The following is a 17,551-nucleotide window of genomic DNA, read 5'->3' on the forward strand; positions in this document are numbered from 1 at the left end:
CTCTATAAATCATAAATCATCCCCCATAAATTATAAATCATAAATTATAAATCGTAAATCTTATGACCTACGTTTTTCTACAACAATATTGGTGGTTCGTGGTATCATTGCTGGGAGCCCTTCTTGTATTCCTGCTGTTTGTGCAGGGTGGTAATTCGCTTATTTTCTGCCTGGGCAAGACGGAAGAGCACAGGAAAATGATGATTAACTCTACCGGGCGGAAGTGGGAGTTTACGTTCACTACGCTGGTAACGTTTGGTGGTGCGTTCTTTGCATCTTTCCCATTGTTTTATAGTACAAGTTTTGGTGGTGCGTACTGGCTTTGGATGATTATTCTGTTCAGCTTTGTGTTGCAGGCTGTCAGCTATGAGTTCCAGAGCAAGGCGGGAAATCTGCTGGGAAAGAATACATACCGTACATTCCTGGTGATTAATGGAGTAGTAGGTCCGGTGCTGCTGGGCGGTGCGGTGGCTACGTTTTTTACCGGTTCGGAGTTTTATATCGATAAGGGGAATATGACGAATACGGTGATGCCGGTTATCAGTCATTGGGCAAATGGCTGGCATGGTCTGGATGCGTTGGCTAACCCGTGGAATGTAGTGCTTGGATTGGCGGTGTTCTTCCTGGCTCGTATTCTGGGAGCTCTTTACTTTATTAATAATATTGATGATAAGGATTTGGTGGCGCGTAGCCGACGTTCGTTGATAGGTAATTCGGTGCTGTTCCTGGTGTTCTTCCTGTCGTTTGTTATCCGTACGCTGTTGGCAGATGGATATGCGGTGAATCCGGAGACGGGTGAAGTCTTTATGGAACCGTATAAGTATCTGACGAACTTTATCGAAATGCCGCTGGTACTGGTGCTGTTTCTGATAGGAGTGGTGCTGGTGCTGTTCGGTATAGGAAAGAGTTTGTTGAAGACAAAGTTTGATAAAGGTATCTGGTTTACGGGCATAGGTACGGTGCTGGCGGTACTTGCATTGTTGCTGGTTGCAGGATATAATAATACGGCTTATTATCCTTCTACCAATGATTTACAGAGTTCACTGACGTTGGCAAACAGTTGCTCCAGCCAGTTTACACTGAGGGTAATGTTCTATGTTTCCTTCCTGGTTCCGTTTGTTCTTGCGTATATCTTCTATGCTTGGAGAAGTATTGATATACATAAGATTAGTGAAAAGGAAATGAAAGATGGAGGACACGCATATTAGATAGTTACGAGTTACGAGCTACAAACTACGAGTTGCTGCACTGTTACGCTGAAAAACACTCGTAGCTTGTAGCTCGTAACTATTTCACCTGTTGCATCCCGATCAGCCTGTCGTATCTTTCTCCGAAGGCCCGGTGGTAAACAAGGATCAGATATTCATTCTCTGTCTCATAGAAATTCCCTTCTGCCTGTGCGGTACTTCCTGCGGTGGTACCGGGAGCCACATATAAGTATTGATAATTATACGCTCCCTGTTTCAGCAATTGCGTGCATTCATAAGCATTCGTTTCTGCATTATACTTCAACCGACTCTCTTCATTAAAATTATCATAAGTAAAAGCTCCTTGCAGATAGAAGTTCCCTTCAGTTAGCGGGTTCTCCCATAGCAGAGAGAAATGAACGAAGAAGTAATCTGCTTCCGTAGTATTATCTACTGCCTCGTCATATCGTATTACGAAGCGTCCGTTCTGATCCTGATCGTAACTGTAGTTTAGTAAGCGAGGCTCGTCCGGGCGGAGTGTGACATGATAGTAAGGAGCATGATAACGAATACTCTCCACACCTTGCGAAGCATAGCGGGTGCTCACCATTTCAAAACGCCGGTATTCGTTTCCCGCAGAAAATATCAAGGCCCGGTTATGTTCGTAACGTAGCTGATCGGGACCAATATAGGAAGGATGCAGATTTGTTACCCAGTTATCCGTACGATTATCCTGTAAAACGTGTACTTTGACTTCATTCTGCGGATTGCGGATAGGATATCCTTTATACTGAATGCTAAAACTCACCTGCTGGTGCGTCTTATTCCGGTCTATCTCAGTGTCACTGCTGACTTGTGCCGATACGTTCACCTCCTTTTGCAATACCCGGAAACAGGTAGTGAAAGCCGGCTTATCCTTTCCATCCGCATCGTCATAAACAGTCAGACGGTAGTTACCCGAAAGTTTCAGTTGTACCTGGTCGTTAGGAAGTGTCAGACGGTAATGCGTGTAGGGTAGGGTAGTATTGACGGAAATATCATGATCTTCTATCGGATTGTCATTGAAACCATCCAGGTATTCTGTTTCGGAAAGATCCGAAGGGGTCCAGTCCGCATTGCAGTGCGTGAGGATGTACTGGTAGCGGTGGTAATCGTGAGTCAGGTGGTCGAAAGATATTTCTACAGTTTCATTCTCTCCCAGCCGGATGACGGCAGGCGACATATAATCATTGTTGGCAATGACCTGCACCGTATGTATATGCTGATTATAAACCTCCGTACGCTGGGCATGCACCCCGCAACAGATGATACAAATCAAGAATAGCGACAAGATTTTTTTCATTCCTTACCATATTAAGCATACAAATATACACAGATTATTTCTTTTTCCTCTTCTCAGCCTTCTGCTTCTTGACTTCTTTCTTTTCTACCGGAGGGAATTTGGGAACCAATTTCATCAATCTAAGGATTTGCGACTGTCTCCGCAGAATGTAAGCTGACGGATGCGCTGAATCAAAACGTATCGGATTGGGGAGTGTTGCCGCTATCAATGCACATTGTCCTGCAGTCAGTTTGGCGGCAGTGGTATGGAACTTATATTTGGCGGCAGCTTCTGCTCCATAAATACCTTGTCCCATTTCGATGGAGTTGAGATAGACTTCCATAATCCGTTCTTTCGACCAGCATAGCTCTATCAACCAGGTGAAATAAACTTCGAATCCCTTTCGTACCCATGAGGATTGCGGCCAAAGGAATACATTCTTTGCGGTCTGTTGGCTAATAGTACTGGCACCCCGTTTCCGTTTGCGGGTTTCATTCTCTTTCATGGCTTTTTTTATCTCTTCGAAATCGAAGCCGTTGTGGGTGGCAAAGCGATTATCTTCCGAAGCGATAACTGCCATCGGCAAGTGAGGGGAGATCTTATCGAAAGAAACCCAAGTATGATGCCATACCGGCTTTTCGCCTTTGAAGAGTTGCTGGGTACTGCGGATTACCATGAGGGGAGTGGTGTAAACAGGGATAAAGCGATACAGCACCACTGCCAGAATAGTGGAAATGAAGAAAAAGAGTATCAGGTTGCGGACTATCCGCAAGACTTTCTTTATACTCATTGTCGTGGTTTTTAATGTTAAAAAGCTACGAGTTACAAGCTACAAGCTACAAGTGCCTTTCGGACTGATAGCGCAATAACCTGTAGCTCGTAGCCTTTTGTAGCTCGTAACTTACTTGCCTGCTTCTGCATTCTTAATCATCTGCTCGCTGGCGTACATATAAATATCTACGCGGCGATTCTGGCTGGCTGACATGCTGTCGTCATACTGATTGTAGCCTACGCCTTCCACTTTCTTGAACTGTGAAGGAGACACACCGCAATCTTGCAGATAATTCTCTACGGTATATGCACGGTCTTTTGAAACCTTCATGTTAGCTTCATATGTACCTACTTTATCCGTATGGCCTACGATTGCAATATCTGTTGTAGGGTCTTCTTTCAATATCTGGGCCAGTTCGCGCAGAGAAGACTTGGAAGTATTGCTCAATGTAGATGAATTGAAGCCAAACAGGATACCTGATTCAAAAGTAACCTTTACAGCGGCAAGGCCATTGGTATCTGTTACTTTCTCTACCTGTGCGCCTTCAATCTTGGCAGCTTCGGCAGCCTTCTTGTCCATCTTATGACCGATGGCAACACCTGCACCCGTACCTACTGCTGCACCTACTGCTGCACCAATAGCCGCACCCTTACCTTTACCGATCAATCCACCGATAATGGCACCGGCAGCAGCGCCCGATCCACCACCTATCACACCACCTTTGGCAGTGTTATTCATTGTGCTGCAACTTCCTAATAATATGGCACCGCTCAATAGCAGTACACTAATCTTAATCTTTTTCATACTTTATTCTTTTAAAATGTTACTATGTTTGTAATGCAAAGTTAGTTATATAACAATTCTATTGTTATTATGTTTAGGTCTTTTGTTCTGCATTTTTAGAGTATTTTTCTCTTTATCAATATAAACCACGCGGTAAGGATAATTCCTTTGGCAATAGTTGTTGCACTTACAGCCCACCATATGGCGTCTACGCCCATTCCCATGTGTACCAGGAACAGTGCTACGGGAATACGCATATAGTTGCATGATATACTGATGATGGCAGGAGGAATCGTTCTTCCTAATCCGTAGAAGACCCCTTGCATGGTGATTTCCAGCATCATGAAGAGTTGTGAATAACCGTCTATGCGCAGGAAGTCACCACCTACGCGAAATGCTTCCGGTTCGGGTACGAAGATAGAGAATACTTCGCTTCCGAAAAAGATAAACAGCAGCGAACATAGTGTGCCGAATATGGATGTCATCCATAATGTAGTGTACCAGGCTTTCTTTACCCTCGACTTCTCTCCGGCGGCATAGTTTTGTGCAATGAAAGTGCTTAGTCCGGTAGAGAAGCCTTGTGAAGTATTCCAGGTGATGGCTTCTATTTGTCCTCCGGTGGTAAAGGCCATAAGACCAATGTGTCCACCTTGTTCCGAAGCTGTACGTGAAAGAAACATATTGACAAAAGCGAACAAAGTATTCAGTGTGGCAACCGGAAGTCCCAACTTGAATATACGCCGGGTATATTTCTTTTTGAGACGTGTCAGGAAGGGAAATCCACCTAACAGATCGTCCTTATAGCGTAGCTTATAGATGAATATACCGAATACCGTAGCCTCGGCCAGCCATGTGGCAAGTGCTGCACCTACCGTTCCCCAGCCGAAACCGAAGATGAAAAGCGGATCGAGTATGATATTCATAATCAATCCTGTGCCGCTGATATAGAAGGGTGTTTTGCTTCGTCCTGCCGCATTGTATATTCCAGTGAAGGCTGCGGACAGAAACACGAACGGTAGTCCTGTTGAGACAATACGCAAGTAAGTCACGGCATTTTCCGTGATATGCTCTTTCAGCTCGAATATACGCAGGATGGGATTGGCAAACAAGAATAGCAAAGCAGCCCAGCAGATGGAGATGAGCAAGGCAATACTGATGTTGTGCGAAGCAAACTGCCGGGCATCCTGTTCGTTGCGTGCACCTATGGATTGTCCTACGCTGACTTCCGAACCTACTTTATTTAGCAAGGCTATGGAGCCGGACATCCACGTCAATATTCCCACTGCACCAACGGCGGCAACAGCTTCACTACCTATACGGCCTACCCATGCCATGTCCGTCAGGCTGTATGCCATCTGGATGAACGAGGTAGCCATAATGGGCATCGCCAGATTGAATAGTTGGCGGTTAATGGGACCTTTAGTCAGATTCTTTGTTCCTTGCATTCTTTACAGTCTCTAAATTTCGGGCTGCAAATTTACGGATTATTTGTTAATAACCACGCTGCCGGTCGCTTTTCTGTCTATTGAGTTGAATTCCTTCAACAGGACTCCATTAAACTTTCTTGTGGATGAACTTTCCGTCAATCCAGTAAGTGGCGTGGTTTGCTGTAAATTTCAGTATTACATAGTTGGGATCGGTCGGTCCGCCGGGAAAATGATTGATGAACCAGTCTTGCCAAAGCTCTTGTTTTACATTTTGGTCTGTGATTACTTCCACATCACCTGTCATGCAAACACTGTTTCCCTGTGCATAGAAGCATAGTCCGCCTTTCGGATTTTTGCGAAAATCCTCGGTCTTCATGGAGTCGCTTCCGGTTGACATCCATACTGTTGAAATGTCTTCGGATTTAACCATACTCATAGGTACGGGGCGTGGATATCCTTCTTTATTTACTGAGGTCAGAACGACTACTTCACTTTCGCGCAACATTTGTGCGGCTTTTTCTCTCATTGTTTCCATAATGCAGAATTTGTTTTGTTAATTGAATGGTGCAAATATAGGTAGTCGGAGATATTCCTGCATTGTACAAAAACGACATTTATGCTTCTACGTAAGTCAGTGTGACATCTTCTTCTGTCAGAGGAATAGAAAGGAAAGAGTAGGGAGTATTGCCGGATAACCTTTTAATTTCTCTTGAGAGGTGCGGCACGTCATAATAGCCTGCATGGATAGCAGTAGAGAGCAGATTGTCACTGGTAGTGCCCCTTAATAAATCCACCGCGTTCTTGAATTTCATGATTCTGCTGTATATTTTCGGGGTATAACCTGTGTTCATCTTGAATTTGCGTTCAAATTGTCGCTGGCACAGACAAATATTCTCCATCAATGACTGCACGGACAGTTTTCCCTGATGCCGGTTAATCTGTTTTATTGCAAATACAATCTGCGGATCTGTCGGCAAGTCGTGTTTATAAAGAGATTTGATAAATAATTCTTCTATGATCTTTACCCTATTTTCTAAACAGTCTTCTTCGCATAGCCTTTCTGCAAAAGAAGTATCAAAAAAGCAGGTTACCTCGTCTGCACTGATTCTCAGGTTAGTCAGTTCGTGCAGTGGCAGACGGATAAAGCGGGATAGTCCGCAAGGTAGGAAGCGAACCCCTAACATGTGAACCGTTTCCGCATACGCTACCAATTCCGAATAGCTATTCATCGGACCTATAAAATAAGCACGATAAGGCTTCATGGTCAGACTGCTATTTACCGCTTGTGTTGCTTCCCCAAGGGTGAAGATAAAGTCTGTACATCCATCAGGAAGTATGTTGATACGCATTCCGTACTCCGGATTCCCTTTGAATTCCCAATACTTGTCTATATAGGGAGAGAGTAGTGCGCAGGGTTGGTATTCTTTATACATAAATTTAAAAAGATATCATGTACAAAGGTAATCATTGGTTGATTTCTTCCGGCATATCCAGTTCTCCCTGGAAACTGATGGACTGACGGTTCTGCATATTCACGAATATCGAAGATGATCCGTTACTGAAAACGTCTATACTGAAATCGAACTTATCCTCCTCACTTCGTGCAGAGAACTTTATCTTGGCTGTTTCCTTCTTGTCCCACTCCAACTTATAGTCGGTGAGTGGAGCTTTAAAGTTTAGCCCTTCTCCACCGCCATAAGGAATAGAGTAAGCACGCCCATAGTAAGGCAGATAAGATATAACGGAATCATTTCTTATTTCCACAGAGTACGGTGAAGTTAGTGTAACAGACCGTCCTCGTGCAGGAAGAGCTCTGTTTACATTTATTTTATACTTCCCGGATGTGACCAGTTTTTCAACGGCCTGCTTCTTCAGTTCTTTTTTCTCTTTCTTAGTTTGTGCCGAAAGAGTAGGCATACTCATTGCAGTTATCAGCAATAAGGAGAAAATAATTCGAATCGTTTTCATACTATACTTTTTTATCGGTTATGTATATGAGTAACAATCAATTTTCCTTCTCAATACCCAGCAAATTCATCAAGTGAAAAAGAATATATTGCTTCCACTCCAGCATAAAAACCGAAAAATCGGTAGTATCTTTCAGGAATATGCTGGTGATCAAATTTTTTGTAATCAAAGGAAAAGTAAGCAAACCATAGAAAGTTATGAATACTGTATGTATGGGTACTTTCTTTAGTCTGCCTGCTTCCATTTCCATGAGCAGTCGTTCCTTTATAATCAGGAACGTTTCTTCAAACTGCATTTCCTTAGCTGCATCAAGCAGGTGGTTGACATCGCGCTGTATTTCCCCGCATATAAACTTTGGCATGTCAGGGTTTTCGGTGAAGAGTGTTATATACTTATCCAATATAAGACTTACGCGATCTATGAACGGCAGTTCCTGCTGTATTATTTCCTGTACTTTCGGTAATAGCGACATCACTATCGAACCGAATACAGCCTGAAACATTCTGTCTTTTGTCCTGAAATAGTAGTGTAGGGTAGGACGGTTTATTCCTACTTTTGCGGCAATATCACTCATGCTGGTTTCAACGAAGCCTTTTTCTATAAAAAGCTGTTTCGCTGTTTCAATTATTTGATATTCCAACTCATTGTTTTCTGTAGCTCCCATGGTCTTATTTATTTTATGTTATCAACAAAAAGTAACAGGCGATTGGTGATATTCACATCGCTGACGCTACTGTCAAAATCTAAAGATAATATATTTATCTGAGGGTAGACAGACTTTATACGTTTTTCTATTCCCTTTTCCACAATATGGTTAGCTATACACCCGAATGGTTGCAAACTGATGACATGATTAATACCCTGACTGGCAAAAGACGACATCTCTCCGGCAATCAGCCAGCCTTCACCGAACTGCGTGTTCAGCGATATAACCTGCTTGGCTTTTTCCGCTTTCTCGTAAATATTTTCAAAGGGTTGAAAGTACAGGAAGGCTTTTCCTATCTTGTTGATTTTATCAATTTGTTTCTGAACTTTTCCATAAAGCCAGTCGATAGCGAAATCAGGAATATATTTCTTTTTTATATGACTATCCTGGTTTACTTTCATATTGACGAAGCTTTGCATGAAAAAGTCTGTCATCAATGGAGGAACCACCTCTATACCTCTGTCTATGAGCCATGTGGTGATATCTTTTTGTGCAAAAGGATTGAACTTTAGGAAGATTTCTCCTACCACACCCACCTTAGGACATGATTTTTGCTGACAGATCTGATTGAATTCGTCAACTGCCAGAGATAAGTAACTGAGCAAATCTTCCGGTCTGTTTTTCAGGATAAGAGGCTTTGCCGCTTCCAGGTACATATCTTTTAATTTAGCTGCCTGTCCCGGCTTTTTCTCACGAACAACGGCGGCGTAATAGAATTTAGCTATGCAGTCGCTGTATAGAACAGCGGCAAGCGCTATTGGCAATACTTTCAGCCAATTTACTTTGAAGCCCGGTTGCTGATTATCTATTCCGCTGCCGAATGCTATTGACAGAATGGGAGTATGAGTGTATCCGTTTTCTATTAATGCTTTTTTTATTAAAGAGATGTAGTTGCTGGCACGGCATTGCCCTCCCGTCTGCGTAATGGCTACACAAGTGTTGTCCGGGTCATATCGTCCTTCCTTAAAAGCTTTCACGATGTCACCCACAATCAGTGTAGCCGGATAGCAAACTTCATTGTTGGAATACTTCAAACCCCAGTCGCACGAACATTCATCGCTTATGGGCAGAGTCTCCATTTCATATCCTGCCACTTTAAAAATGGAAGGAATAAGTGGTGATATAAAAGGGGTGAAGAATGGGGCGATAATCTTCTTCTTTCTGTCCTTTTTGGTGAAAAGAGGGAGGGATAAAGGTTTCTGTACCTGTCTCTCTTCAGCTTGTTGCAAACTGATGTGCAGGCTCTCTACCAGCGAACGTACACGCAGTTTGATGGAACCGGTGTTACTAACGTCGTCTATCTTCAATAAAGTAAGATTTTTATTGTACTGCTTCAGTAAAGTGCGTATTTCGTCTATCAGAAAGGCATCCGGTCCACATCCGAAAGAAGTCAGCTGCATATATTGCACGTGATTTCCCTGCTGCGCTGCCCATTTGGCTGATTTCAAAATACGGTTGGTAAATGCCCATTGAGCCAGAAAATTCACCTCCTTCAGTGGAATATCCTGATGACGGACGATATCATCTGTAATTACATAAACGCCCATAGCGCTGATCATATTCGAAATCTTATGTTGTACCAACGGGTCCGAATGATATGGACGTCCGGCAAGGAGAATAATCAGCTTCTGCTTTTTATTTCCTTCTTCAACTATTTGCCGGTTATAGGCGATAAGCTCTTTTTCAAAAGCGTCTTGTGCTTTCAGTGCATGGTCGAATGCTTTCTTTACTACCTGCTCTTGCACGCCCAGTGTGCTTAGGTAGTCACGGCATTGCTTATACAGTAATCCTGTATCTTTGAAAGTGATGGCCGGATGGTCAATCGGTAAGTTATCTGTCTGGACATTCTTGATAACCTGTGAGTATCCGGACACAATGGGGCAGTTGTAACTGTTCTGTTGTTGCTTATCGATTTCTTCGAATATGACAAACGGCATAAATATCCGGTCTACTTTGTATTCGATAAGGTTTTGGATATGGCTGTGCACCAGTTTTGCAGGAAAACAGATATTGTCGGACATTACCATATTGGCCGCCTTCTCATATTTATTGAATGTCGAAGCATCCGACAGGCATACCCGGATGCCACACTCTGTGAACAAAGAATGCCAGAAGGGATATTCTTCATACATATTCAGGCAGCGGGGAATACCTATGGTCAGTAGTGGAGCGGCTATATTTACTTGCCGATCAAACAGAAGTTCGATTTTCTTTTCATAAGCATTTACGCCTTTCTCCGAAACATTCCCTTTATTGGTAAACACCTTTTCGCATTTATTACCGGAGAAATAATGTTCTCCACTGCCGAAGGTGTACCGGGTGATGGCACATTGGTTTTCACATCCATTGCACTGAACCTGTCGGGAAGTGAATTGGGCCTGATGCATCATATCTTCCAGATTTGTAACTTTGGCCGTCTTAAGTTGCTTTGCATAAAGTGCACAGCCCAGAGCACCCATTAATTCGGGACAATCGCTACGGAATACTTCTTTTCCTGTCAGCTTCTCCAGACCTCGTACGATGGCATCATTGCGCATGGTTCCACCTTGCACCACGATATGTTTTCCAAGTTCATCCGGCTTTTTAAGTTGAAGCACTTTGTACAGGCAGTTCTTTACAACAGAGTAAGAAAGACCGGCCGCTATATCCGCCACGGATGCCCCTTCACGGAGCACTTGTTTCACTTTGGAATTCATGAAAACGGTGCAGCGTGTTCCCAGATCACACGGAGCTTTTGAGAAACAAGCCGCTTTGGCGAAGTCCTCCACTTTGTAGTCCAGTGACTGTGCAAAGGTGCTGATAAAAGAACCGCATCCGGATGAGCAAGCCTCGTTTATTTCAATCCGGTTGATAATTCCGCCATTTGTGAAAATGGCTTTCATATCCTGTCCGCCGATGTCCAGGATGAAAGATACATCCTTATTTATATGTTTGGCAGCCATGTAATGGGCTATGGTTTCAATGATACCGGCATCCATCTGGAAGGCAGCTTTTATCAGATCCTCTCCGTATCCGGTGGAGCATCCTCCTTTGATTTGCAGGATTGTCCCTTTTTCCTGACATTCTTTATGCAGTTTCTGCAATCCCTCTTCCACGGCTTTTATCGGATTTCCTTTGTTGTCGTGATAGTAGGAGTACAGGATACGGTTATTTTCATCAAGCACTACTATTTTGGTGGTGGTAGAGCCGGAATCTATTCCTATGGTAGCCTGTTGTATTCCGGATGTTAATTCCGTCCGCTGCACATCATATTGTGCCAACCTGTCCTTCCATTGCAGATATTCCGTTTCATCCTTGAAAAAAGGTGGAAGGCTGTTTTGTGGCTGGTATGCTTTTTCTGATAGATTTTCCAGAAGTCCGGTTAGCTCAGTTATTTTCATTTTCCGGGAGTTCTCTGCCAGTGCTGCTCCCCAGGCTGGAATAAGATTACTTTTCTCCGGCAGCAGAAAATCGTTCTCCTCTGATAACTGCAAATAGTTGGCGAATGATTTCCTGAGTGCCGGAATAAATGTCAACGGTCCTCCACAAAGTAATATCGGAGCAACAATATCACATCCATGCGCAAGTGTAACGATGGTTTGCACCGTTACAGCATGGAAAATGGAAGCCGCGATATCTTCTTTCGGTATATTCTTGGCTATCAGATTCTGAATATCCGTCTTACAGAATACACCACATCGGGAAGCTATCGGATGTACTCGTGTTGCCCGGAGAGCCAGTCCGTTCAGTTCATCCATCGATACTCCCAATAATATGGCCATCTGATCGATAAATGCCCCTGTTCCTCCGGCGCAGTTTCCGTTCATCCGTAAATCGGTGGCTTGATTATTCTGGAAGAAGACGACTTTGGCATCTTCTCCTCCGATGTCGATCATGGAAGATATTCCGGGATGATTCCGCCGAATATATTGGGCTGCCGCTACCACTTCCTGCACGAAAGGCAGAGAGTATTTCTCTGCGATTCCCATGCCTACTGAACCGGTGATATTGATTGATAAAGTAACATCGCCCATCTGTTCTTTCAGCTGGTGGAAAAATGCCAGTAGGCATTCCTGAACTTTTGCCTGATGCCTTTCATATTTGTAGAAAAGGACATTTCTCTCACTCTTATCCAGCACTATTATTTTAGCGGTAGTAGAGCCGATATCCAGGCCGACTTTGTAAATATCCATAATAGAATTCTGCTGATTGGGTATATAAATAATAAAATCAGATATATTAGTCTGACACTAATGTCAGACGCTGCAAATGTACGAAATCTTTTGGAAAAAGTGAGCGATTGTCTTTATTTAACTTTTTGCCGACAACACGACTGGTTTTATTTCGAAGGTGCAATAGGCTTGGTAAGGATGGTAAAATTAGAGTTTTACCAGTCGAAATGATTTCCTTGGTTGGATATGGATTAAATTAAAGGCATCTGTTATTTTCGTGGAGATTGAAATTGTTGTCAAAAAGAAAAAAGCCTCTGACTTGCAGAGGCTTTTTTGATTTCTGTGATCCAGCTGGGGCTCGAACCCAGGACCCCAACATTAAAAGTGTTGTGCTCTACCTGCTGAGCTACTGAATCAATCCTTTATTGCTGTTAAGCGGGCGCAAAGATAGAGACAATTTTTGAAAATGCAAAAGAATATCTCTTTTTTTGTTATCTTTGCCCAATATTCATCGAATGGGAATAGCATATACATTATTAATATAATACACTTAAAAACTTTATGGCAACAGTTGACGATAAAAAGATTATCTTTTCTATGGTAGGGCTGAACAAGACCATTCAGCAGAACAACAAGCAGGTGCTGAAGAACATCTACCTTTCGTTCTTTTATGGTGCAAAGATTGGCATCATCGGTCTGAATGGCTCCGGTAAATCTACCTTGCTGAAGATTATCGCCGGGTTGGACAAGTCTTATCAGGGCGAAGTGGTGTTTTCACCGGGTTACTCAGTGGGCTATCTGGCTCAGGAACCTTACTTGGATCCTACGAAAACCGTAAAAGAAATTGTGATGGAAGGTGTACAACCCATTGTGGATGCACTCGCTGAGTACGAAGAGATTAACCAGAAATTCGGCCTGCCGGAGTATTACGAGGATGCCGACAAGATGGATAAGCTTTTTGTCCGTCAGGGAGAACTTCAGGATATCATCGATGCAACTGATGCCTGGAATCTCGACAGTAAACTGGAACGCGCTATGGATGCCCTCCGTTGTCCGCCCGAAGACGCAACTGTAGACCATCTTTCGGGAGGTGAGCGTCGTCGTGTGGCACTTTGCCGCTTGCTGTTGCAGAAGCCCGATGTGCTGTTGCTGGACGAACCTACCAACCACCTTGACGCTGAATCCATCGATTGGTTGGAACAACATTTGCAGCAATACGAGGGTACGGTGATTGCCGTAACCCACGACCGTTACTTCCTCGACCATGTGGCAGGCTGGATTCTTGAACTCGACCGTGGCGAAGGTATCCCCTGGAAAGGTAACTATTCCAGCTGGTTGGAACAGAAGACCAAGCGCATGGAAATGGAAGAGAAAACCGCCAGCAAGCGCCGCAAGACGTTGGAGCGTGAGTTGGAGTGGGTGCGTATGGCTCCTAAAGCGCGTCAGGCGAAAGGTAAGGCACGTTTGAATTCTTACGATAAATTGATGAATGAAGATATCAAGGAGAAAGAAGAGAAACTTGAAATCTTTATCCCTAATGGTCCGCGTCTTGGAAATAAGGTTATCGAAGCGAAACACGTGGCAAAAGCTTATGGCGACAAACTTCTGTTCGATGATCTCAACTTCATGCTTCCGCCTAACGGCATTGTGGGTGTAATCGGGCCTAACGGTGCGGGTAAAACAACGCTGTTCCGGTTGATCATGGGGCTGGAAACAGTAGATAAAGGTGAGTTTGAAGTAGGAGAGACCGTAAAGGTAGCTTATGTCGACCAGCAACACAGCGATATCGACCCGAACAAGAGCGTGTACCAGGTTATTTCCGGTGGTACGGAACTGATTCGTATGGGTGGACGTGATATCAATGCACGTGCCTATTTGTCACGTTTCAACTTCTCCGGTGGAGATCAGGAGAAGCTTTGCGGTGTACTTTCGGGTGGTGAACGGAACCGTCTGCACCTTGCTATGGCTCTGAAAGAAGAGGGCAACGTGCTGTTGCTGGACGAACCTACCAATGACATCGACGTGAATACGCTTCGCGCACTCGAAGAAGGTCTTGAAGACTTTGCAGGATGTGCCGTAATTATCAGTCACGACCGTTGGTTCCTCGACCGTATTTGCACTCATATACTTGCATTCGAAGGTGATTCCAATGTCTTCTATTTCGAAGGTTCTTATTCGGAATATGAGGAAAATAAACAGAAACGTTTAGGGAAAGAAGAACCTACCCGTGTACGTTATAGAAAGCTGATGAATGACTGATAACAGTAAGAATCTGATAGCATAACTAATATTTTTATGACAAATAGAAAGCCCTGCAAAAAACTTGTAGGGCTTTTTTGTTATAAAAAGTTTCAATAACTCCTATATACCCTAAAATTTTGTAGCAGAAATGTAATACAAATCTAAATCTTATTAATTATATTTGCGTCTTAAAACAGTATTTAATACTTAATTAACATTCGTAATTAACACATTTAATTAACAAAAAACAGAAGTATGAAAAAACATCTAATTCATTTCCTGTTGGTGGCTGTGCTGTCTATATGCAGTGCTGCGGCATTTGCCCAGACTACAGTGAAAGGTCAGCTTGTTGACTCAGAAACAGGAGAACCGTTAGTGGGCGCTGCTGTTATGGTAGAAGGCACTTCACAAGGAACTGTGACTGACATTGATGGTTATTTTAAGCAAGGTGTTGCTCAAGGTGGAACATTGGTGTTCAAGTATGTAGGTTTTAAAGACCTCAAGAAGAAAATAACACAGAAGGGTGCTTCTGTTGATTTGGGGGTTATCAAGATGGAGCCGGATGCTGTGATGCTGGCTGACGTTACAATTACTTCTTCTGTAGCGGTTGCCCGTAAAACTCCGGTAGCGGTTTCTACTGTAGATCCTGTTTATATCGAAGAAAAATTAGGAACGCAAGAATTTCCCGAAATCTTGAAATCAACTCCGGGCGTTTATGCTACAAAACAAGGTGGTGGTTATGGAGACTCAAAGTTGAATATGCGTGGTTTTAAGACTGAGAATATCGCAGTTATGATTAATGGTGTCCCTATGAATGATATGGAGTGGGGCGGTGTTTATTGGTCTAACTGGGCAGGTCTGTCTGATGTAACCCGTTCAATGCAGACTCAGCGTGGTTTAGGTGCATCGAAAGTTTCTGCACCTTCAGTTGGTGGTTCCTTAAACATTATTACAAGATCTGCTGATGCTAAGAAAGGGGGGAGTGTTTCCTATGGTATAGGAAATGACGGTTACAATAAGATTGCATTTACCGTTTCTACTGGTTTGAGTGATAAAGGCTGGGCATTGACATTATTAGGTGCAAAAACATGGGGTGATGGCTATATCCAAGGTACGGACTTCGAAGCTTACAACTGGTTTGTGAATATAACTAAGCGTTTCAATGATAATCACCAGTTATCTTTTACAGCTTTTGCTGCTCCTCAATGGCACAATCAGCGTAATTCTAAAGATGGTTTGACTATTGAAGGTTGGCAAACGGTCGCTAATAAGTATATGAATGGCGATAAGGCTTATAAATACAATCCTTCTTATGGTTTTGGAAGAAATGGTCAACGTAAAGTTTCTGCTCATAACGTTTACAACAAGCCACAATTATCTTTAAACCATTTATGGCAAATCAACCAGAAGTCAAGCTTGAGTACTGCTCTATATGCTTCTATCGGTCGTGGTTACGGGTATGCCGGTCAAGGTTTGACCTCAGCTGACCGTAATAACTGGTATGGTAGTAGTTATGGGACATTGAATACCACTTTCCGTAAAGATGATGGTACATTTGCATACGATGAGATTTATGATTTGAACGAAACCAGTGAAAATGGTTCTATTATGGCGATGTCAAAGAGTAAGAATTACCATAACTGGTATGGTTTGCTCTCTACTTACACTACTAAATTTGGTGAAAATTTCGATTTTTATGGTGGTGTTGATTTTCGTTATTATAAAGGTGTGCATACTAATGAGCTTGTTGATCTTTATGGTGGCGAGTACTATATTGACTCTTCTTCTCGTGCCAATGTGCTTCCTGCTTACAACAAAGCAGCTGCCGCTGGAGATGCTTTTGTTAACCAGAAGTTGAAAGTAGGTGATGTTGTATATCGTGATTACGATGGATTTACAATGTCAGAAGGGGTATTTGGTCAGTTGGAATATAATCAAGATAAACTGAGCGCATTTGCTTCAGGAGCTGTATCTAATACTACATATTGGCGTTATGATCGCTTCTATTATGATGCAGAACACGCAAAATCGAAGAAAGTTAGTTTTATCGGTTGGAATATAAAGGGTGGTTTGAATTATAATATTACAGAAAATCACAACGTATTTGGAAACATTGGTTATATCAGTCGTGCTCCGTTCTTCTCTCAAGGTGCATTTTTAAACTCTACAACCAGTAATGCGACTAATCCTGATGCAGTAAATGAGAAAATTTTCTCTGCGGAGTTGGGGTACGGTTTCCGGTCTAGGTTCCTTACGGCTAACTTGAATGTCTACCATACAAAATGGATGGATAAGACAATGTCAAAGGGAATTGAAGTTGTAGATGATAATAAGGTATTTATTGACCGTGTTAGTCTGAACCTGAGCGGCGTAGCGGCTATTCATCAAGGTATTGAGCTGGACTTTGTTGCTAAGCCACTTCATTGGCTTGATATTACTGGAATGTTCTCTATCGGTAATTGGCGTTGGGATAGTACTGCTAAAGGTTATTTTTATGATTCTACTAGCCAACCTGTTGCATCATGGAGTGGTAAGACGGGAATTGTACATGCATCTGGTATTCAAGCGGAAGATCATGCTTCTATGACTGTGATTTTGGATAAGACGAAAGTTGGTGATTCGGCGCAGACAACAGCTGCCTTGGGCGCTGATGTGAAAGTAAGCAAAGACTTTAAGGTGGGTGCCAATTGTAACTTCTTTGGACGTCTGTATGCTGACTGGACCTTTAGTGCAAGTGATATTTTACCTAATGCAACAAAGGTTTATGAAACTCCGTGGCGTGTACCCTCTGCTTGGACTCTTGACTTGGATGCAAGATATACTTTCAATATCGGTAATGTGAAAGCTACTCTTTCCGGTAATATTTATAATGTGTTGGATCAGGAGTATATTACTGATGCTCTTGATGGTGCAAACCATGACTGGAAAACAGCTTATGGCATATTCTACGGATTTGGACGCACGTTCAACGTTAGACTTAAAGTTAACTTTTAAT

Annotated in this window: 12 protein-coding genes and 1 tRNA gene; 3 read left to right on the forward strand and 10 right to left on the reverse strand. The window is 42.9% G+C overall.

Annotation, left to right across the window (positions count from 1 at the left end):
* The first annotated feature begins 62 nt into the window (after positions 1 to 62).
* Positions 63 to 1,208, forward strand: a complete 1,146-nt coding sequence (locus tag K429_RS0123410) for a cytochrome d ubiquinol oxidase subunit II (protein WP_022209500.1) — start codon at positions 63 to 65, stop codon at positions 1,206 to 1,208.
* Between the two features lie 79 nt (positions 1,209 to 1,287).
* Here K429_RS0123410 and K429_RS0123415 read toward each other — a convergent pair whose 3' ends face one another.
* From K429_RS0123415 to K429_RS0123460, 10 genes are all read right to left on the reverse strand, one after another.
* Positions 1,288 to 2,529: a DUF5103 domain-containing protein gene (locus K429_RS0123415; RefSeq protein ID WP_029328284.1), complete on the reverse strand. Its 1,242-nt coding sequence runs from the start codon at positions 2,527 to 2,529 to the stop codon at positions 1,288 to 1,290.
* A gap of 34 nt (positions 2,530 to 2,563) precedes the next feature.
* A complete protein-coding gene (gene mtgA / locus K429_RS0123420) occupies positions 2,564 to 3,298 on the reverse strand; it encodes a monofunctional biosynthetic peptidoglycan transglycosylase (protein ID WP_029328285.1) in 735 nt (244 codons plus the stop codon).
* A gap of 111 nt (positions 3,299 to 3,409) precedes the next feature.
* Positions 3,410 to 4,084, reverse strand: coding sequence for an OmpA family protein (locus tag K429_RS0123425; RefSeq protein ID WP_007213591.1), 675 nt, complete (start codon positions 4,082 to 4,084; stop codon positions 3,410 to 3,412).
* A 95-nt stretch (positions 4,085 to 4,179) separates the two neighbouring features.
* Positions 4,180 to 5,508 carry an MATE family efflux transporter gene (locus tag K429_RS0123430; protein ID WP_007213592.1) on the reverse strand — a complete coding sequence of 443 codons (1,329 nt, stop codon included), beginning with the start codon at positions 5,506 to 5,508 and terminating at the stop codon, positions 4,180 to 4,182.
* Between the two features lie 109 nt (positions 5,509 to 5,617).
* A complete protein-coding gene (locus K429_RS0123435) occupies positions 5,618 to 6,025 on the reverse strand; it encodes a pyridoxamine 5'-phosphate oxidase family protein (protein ID WP_007213593.1) in 408 nt (135 codons plus the stop codon).
* 79 nt (positions 6,026 to 6,104) lie between these two features.
* Positions 6,105 to 6,923 (reverse strand): AraC family transcriptional regulator, encoded by an 819-nt coding sequence (locus K429_RS0123440; protein ID WP_007213594.1) that lies wholly within the window; start codon positions 6,921 to 6,923, stop codon positions 6,105 to 6,107.
* A gap of 31 nt (positions 6,924 to 6,954) precedes the next feature.
* Entirely contained in the window at positions 6,955 to 7,458 is a 504-nt protein-coding gene (locus K429_RS0123445; protein WP_007213595.1) for a DUF4251 domain-containing protein, read from the reverse strand.
* 37 nt (positions 7,459 to 7,495) lie between these two features.
* Positions 7,496 to 8,122: a TetR/AcrR family transcriptional regulator gene (locus tag K429_RS0123450; protein ID WP_007213596.1), complete on the reverse strand. Its 627-nt coding sequence runs from the start codon at positions 8,120 to 8,122 to the stop codon at positions 7,496 to 7,498.
* An 8-nt stretch (positions 8,123 to 8,130) separates the two neighbouring features.
* On the reverse strand, positions 8,131 to 12,336 hold the full coding sequence (locus K429_RS0123455) for an acyl-CoA dehydratase activase-related protein (RefSeq protein WP_029328286.1): 4,206 nt from the start codon (positions 12,334 to 12,336) through the stop codon (positions 8,131 to 8,133).
* Between the two features lie 322 nt (positions 12,337 to 12,658).
* Positions 12,659 to 12,731 (reverse strand) — tRNA-Lys (locus K429_RS0123460).
* Between the two features lie 145 nt (positions 12,732 to 12,876).
* Here K429_RS0123460 and ettA point away from each other — a divergent pair.
* A complete protein-coding gene (ettA, locus tag K429_RS0123465; RefSeq protein ID WP_007213599.1) occupies positions 12,877 to 14,574 on the forward strand; it encodes an energy-dependent translational throttle protein EttA in 1,698 nt (565 codons plus the stop codon).
* Between the two features lie 237 nt (positions 14,575 to 14,811).
* The gene (locus K429_RS0123470; RefSeq protein WP_029328288.1) at positions 14,812 to 17,550 is read left to right on the forward strand and encodes a TonB-dependent receptor; all 2,739 of its coding nucleotides are present in this window, start codon (positions 14,812 to 14,814) and stop codon (positions 17,548 to 17,550) included.
* Position 17,551 lies beyond the last annotated feature (1 nt).

This window comes from Bacteroides sp. 14(A) (assembly GCF_000526555.1).
In the GTDB taxonomy this organism is placed as follows: domain Bacteria; phylum Bacteroidota; class Bacteroidia; order Bacteroidales; family Bacteroidaceae; genus Bacteroides; species Bacteroides cellulosilyticus.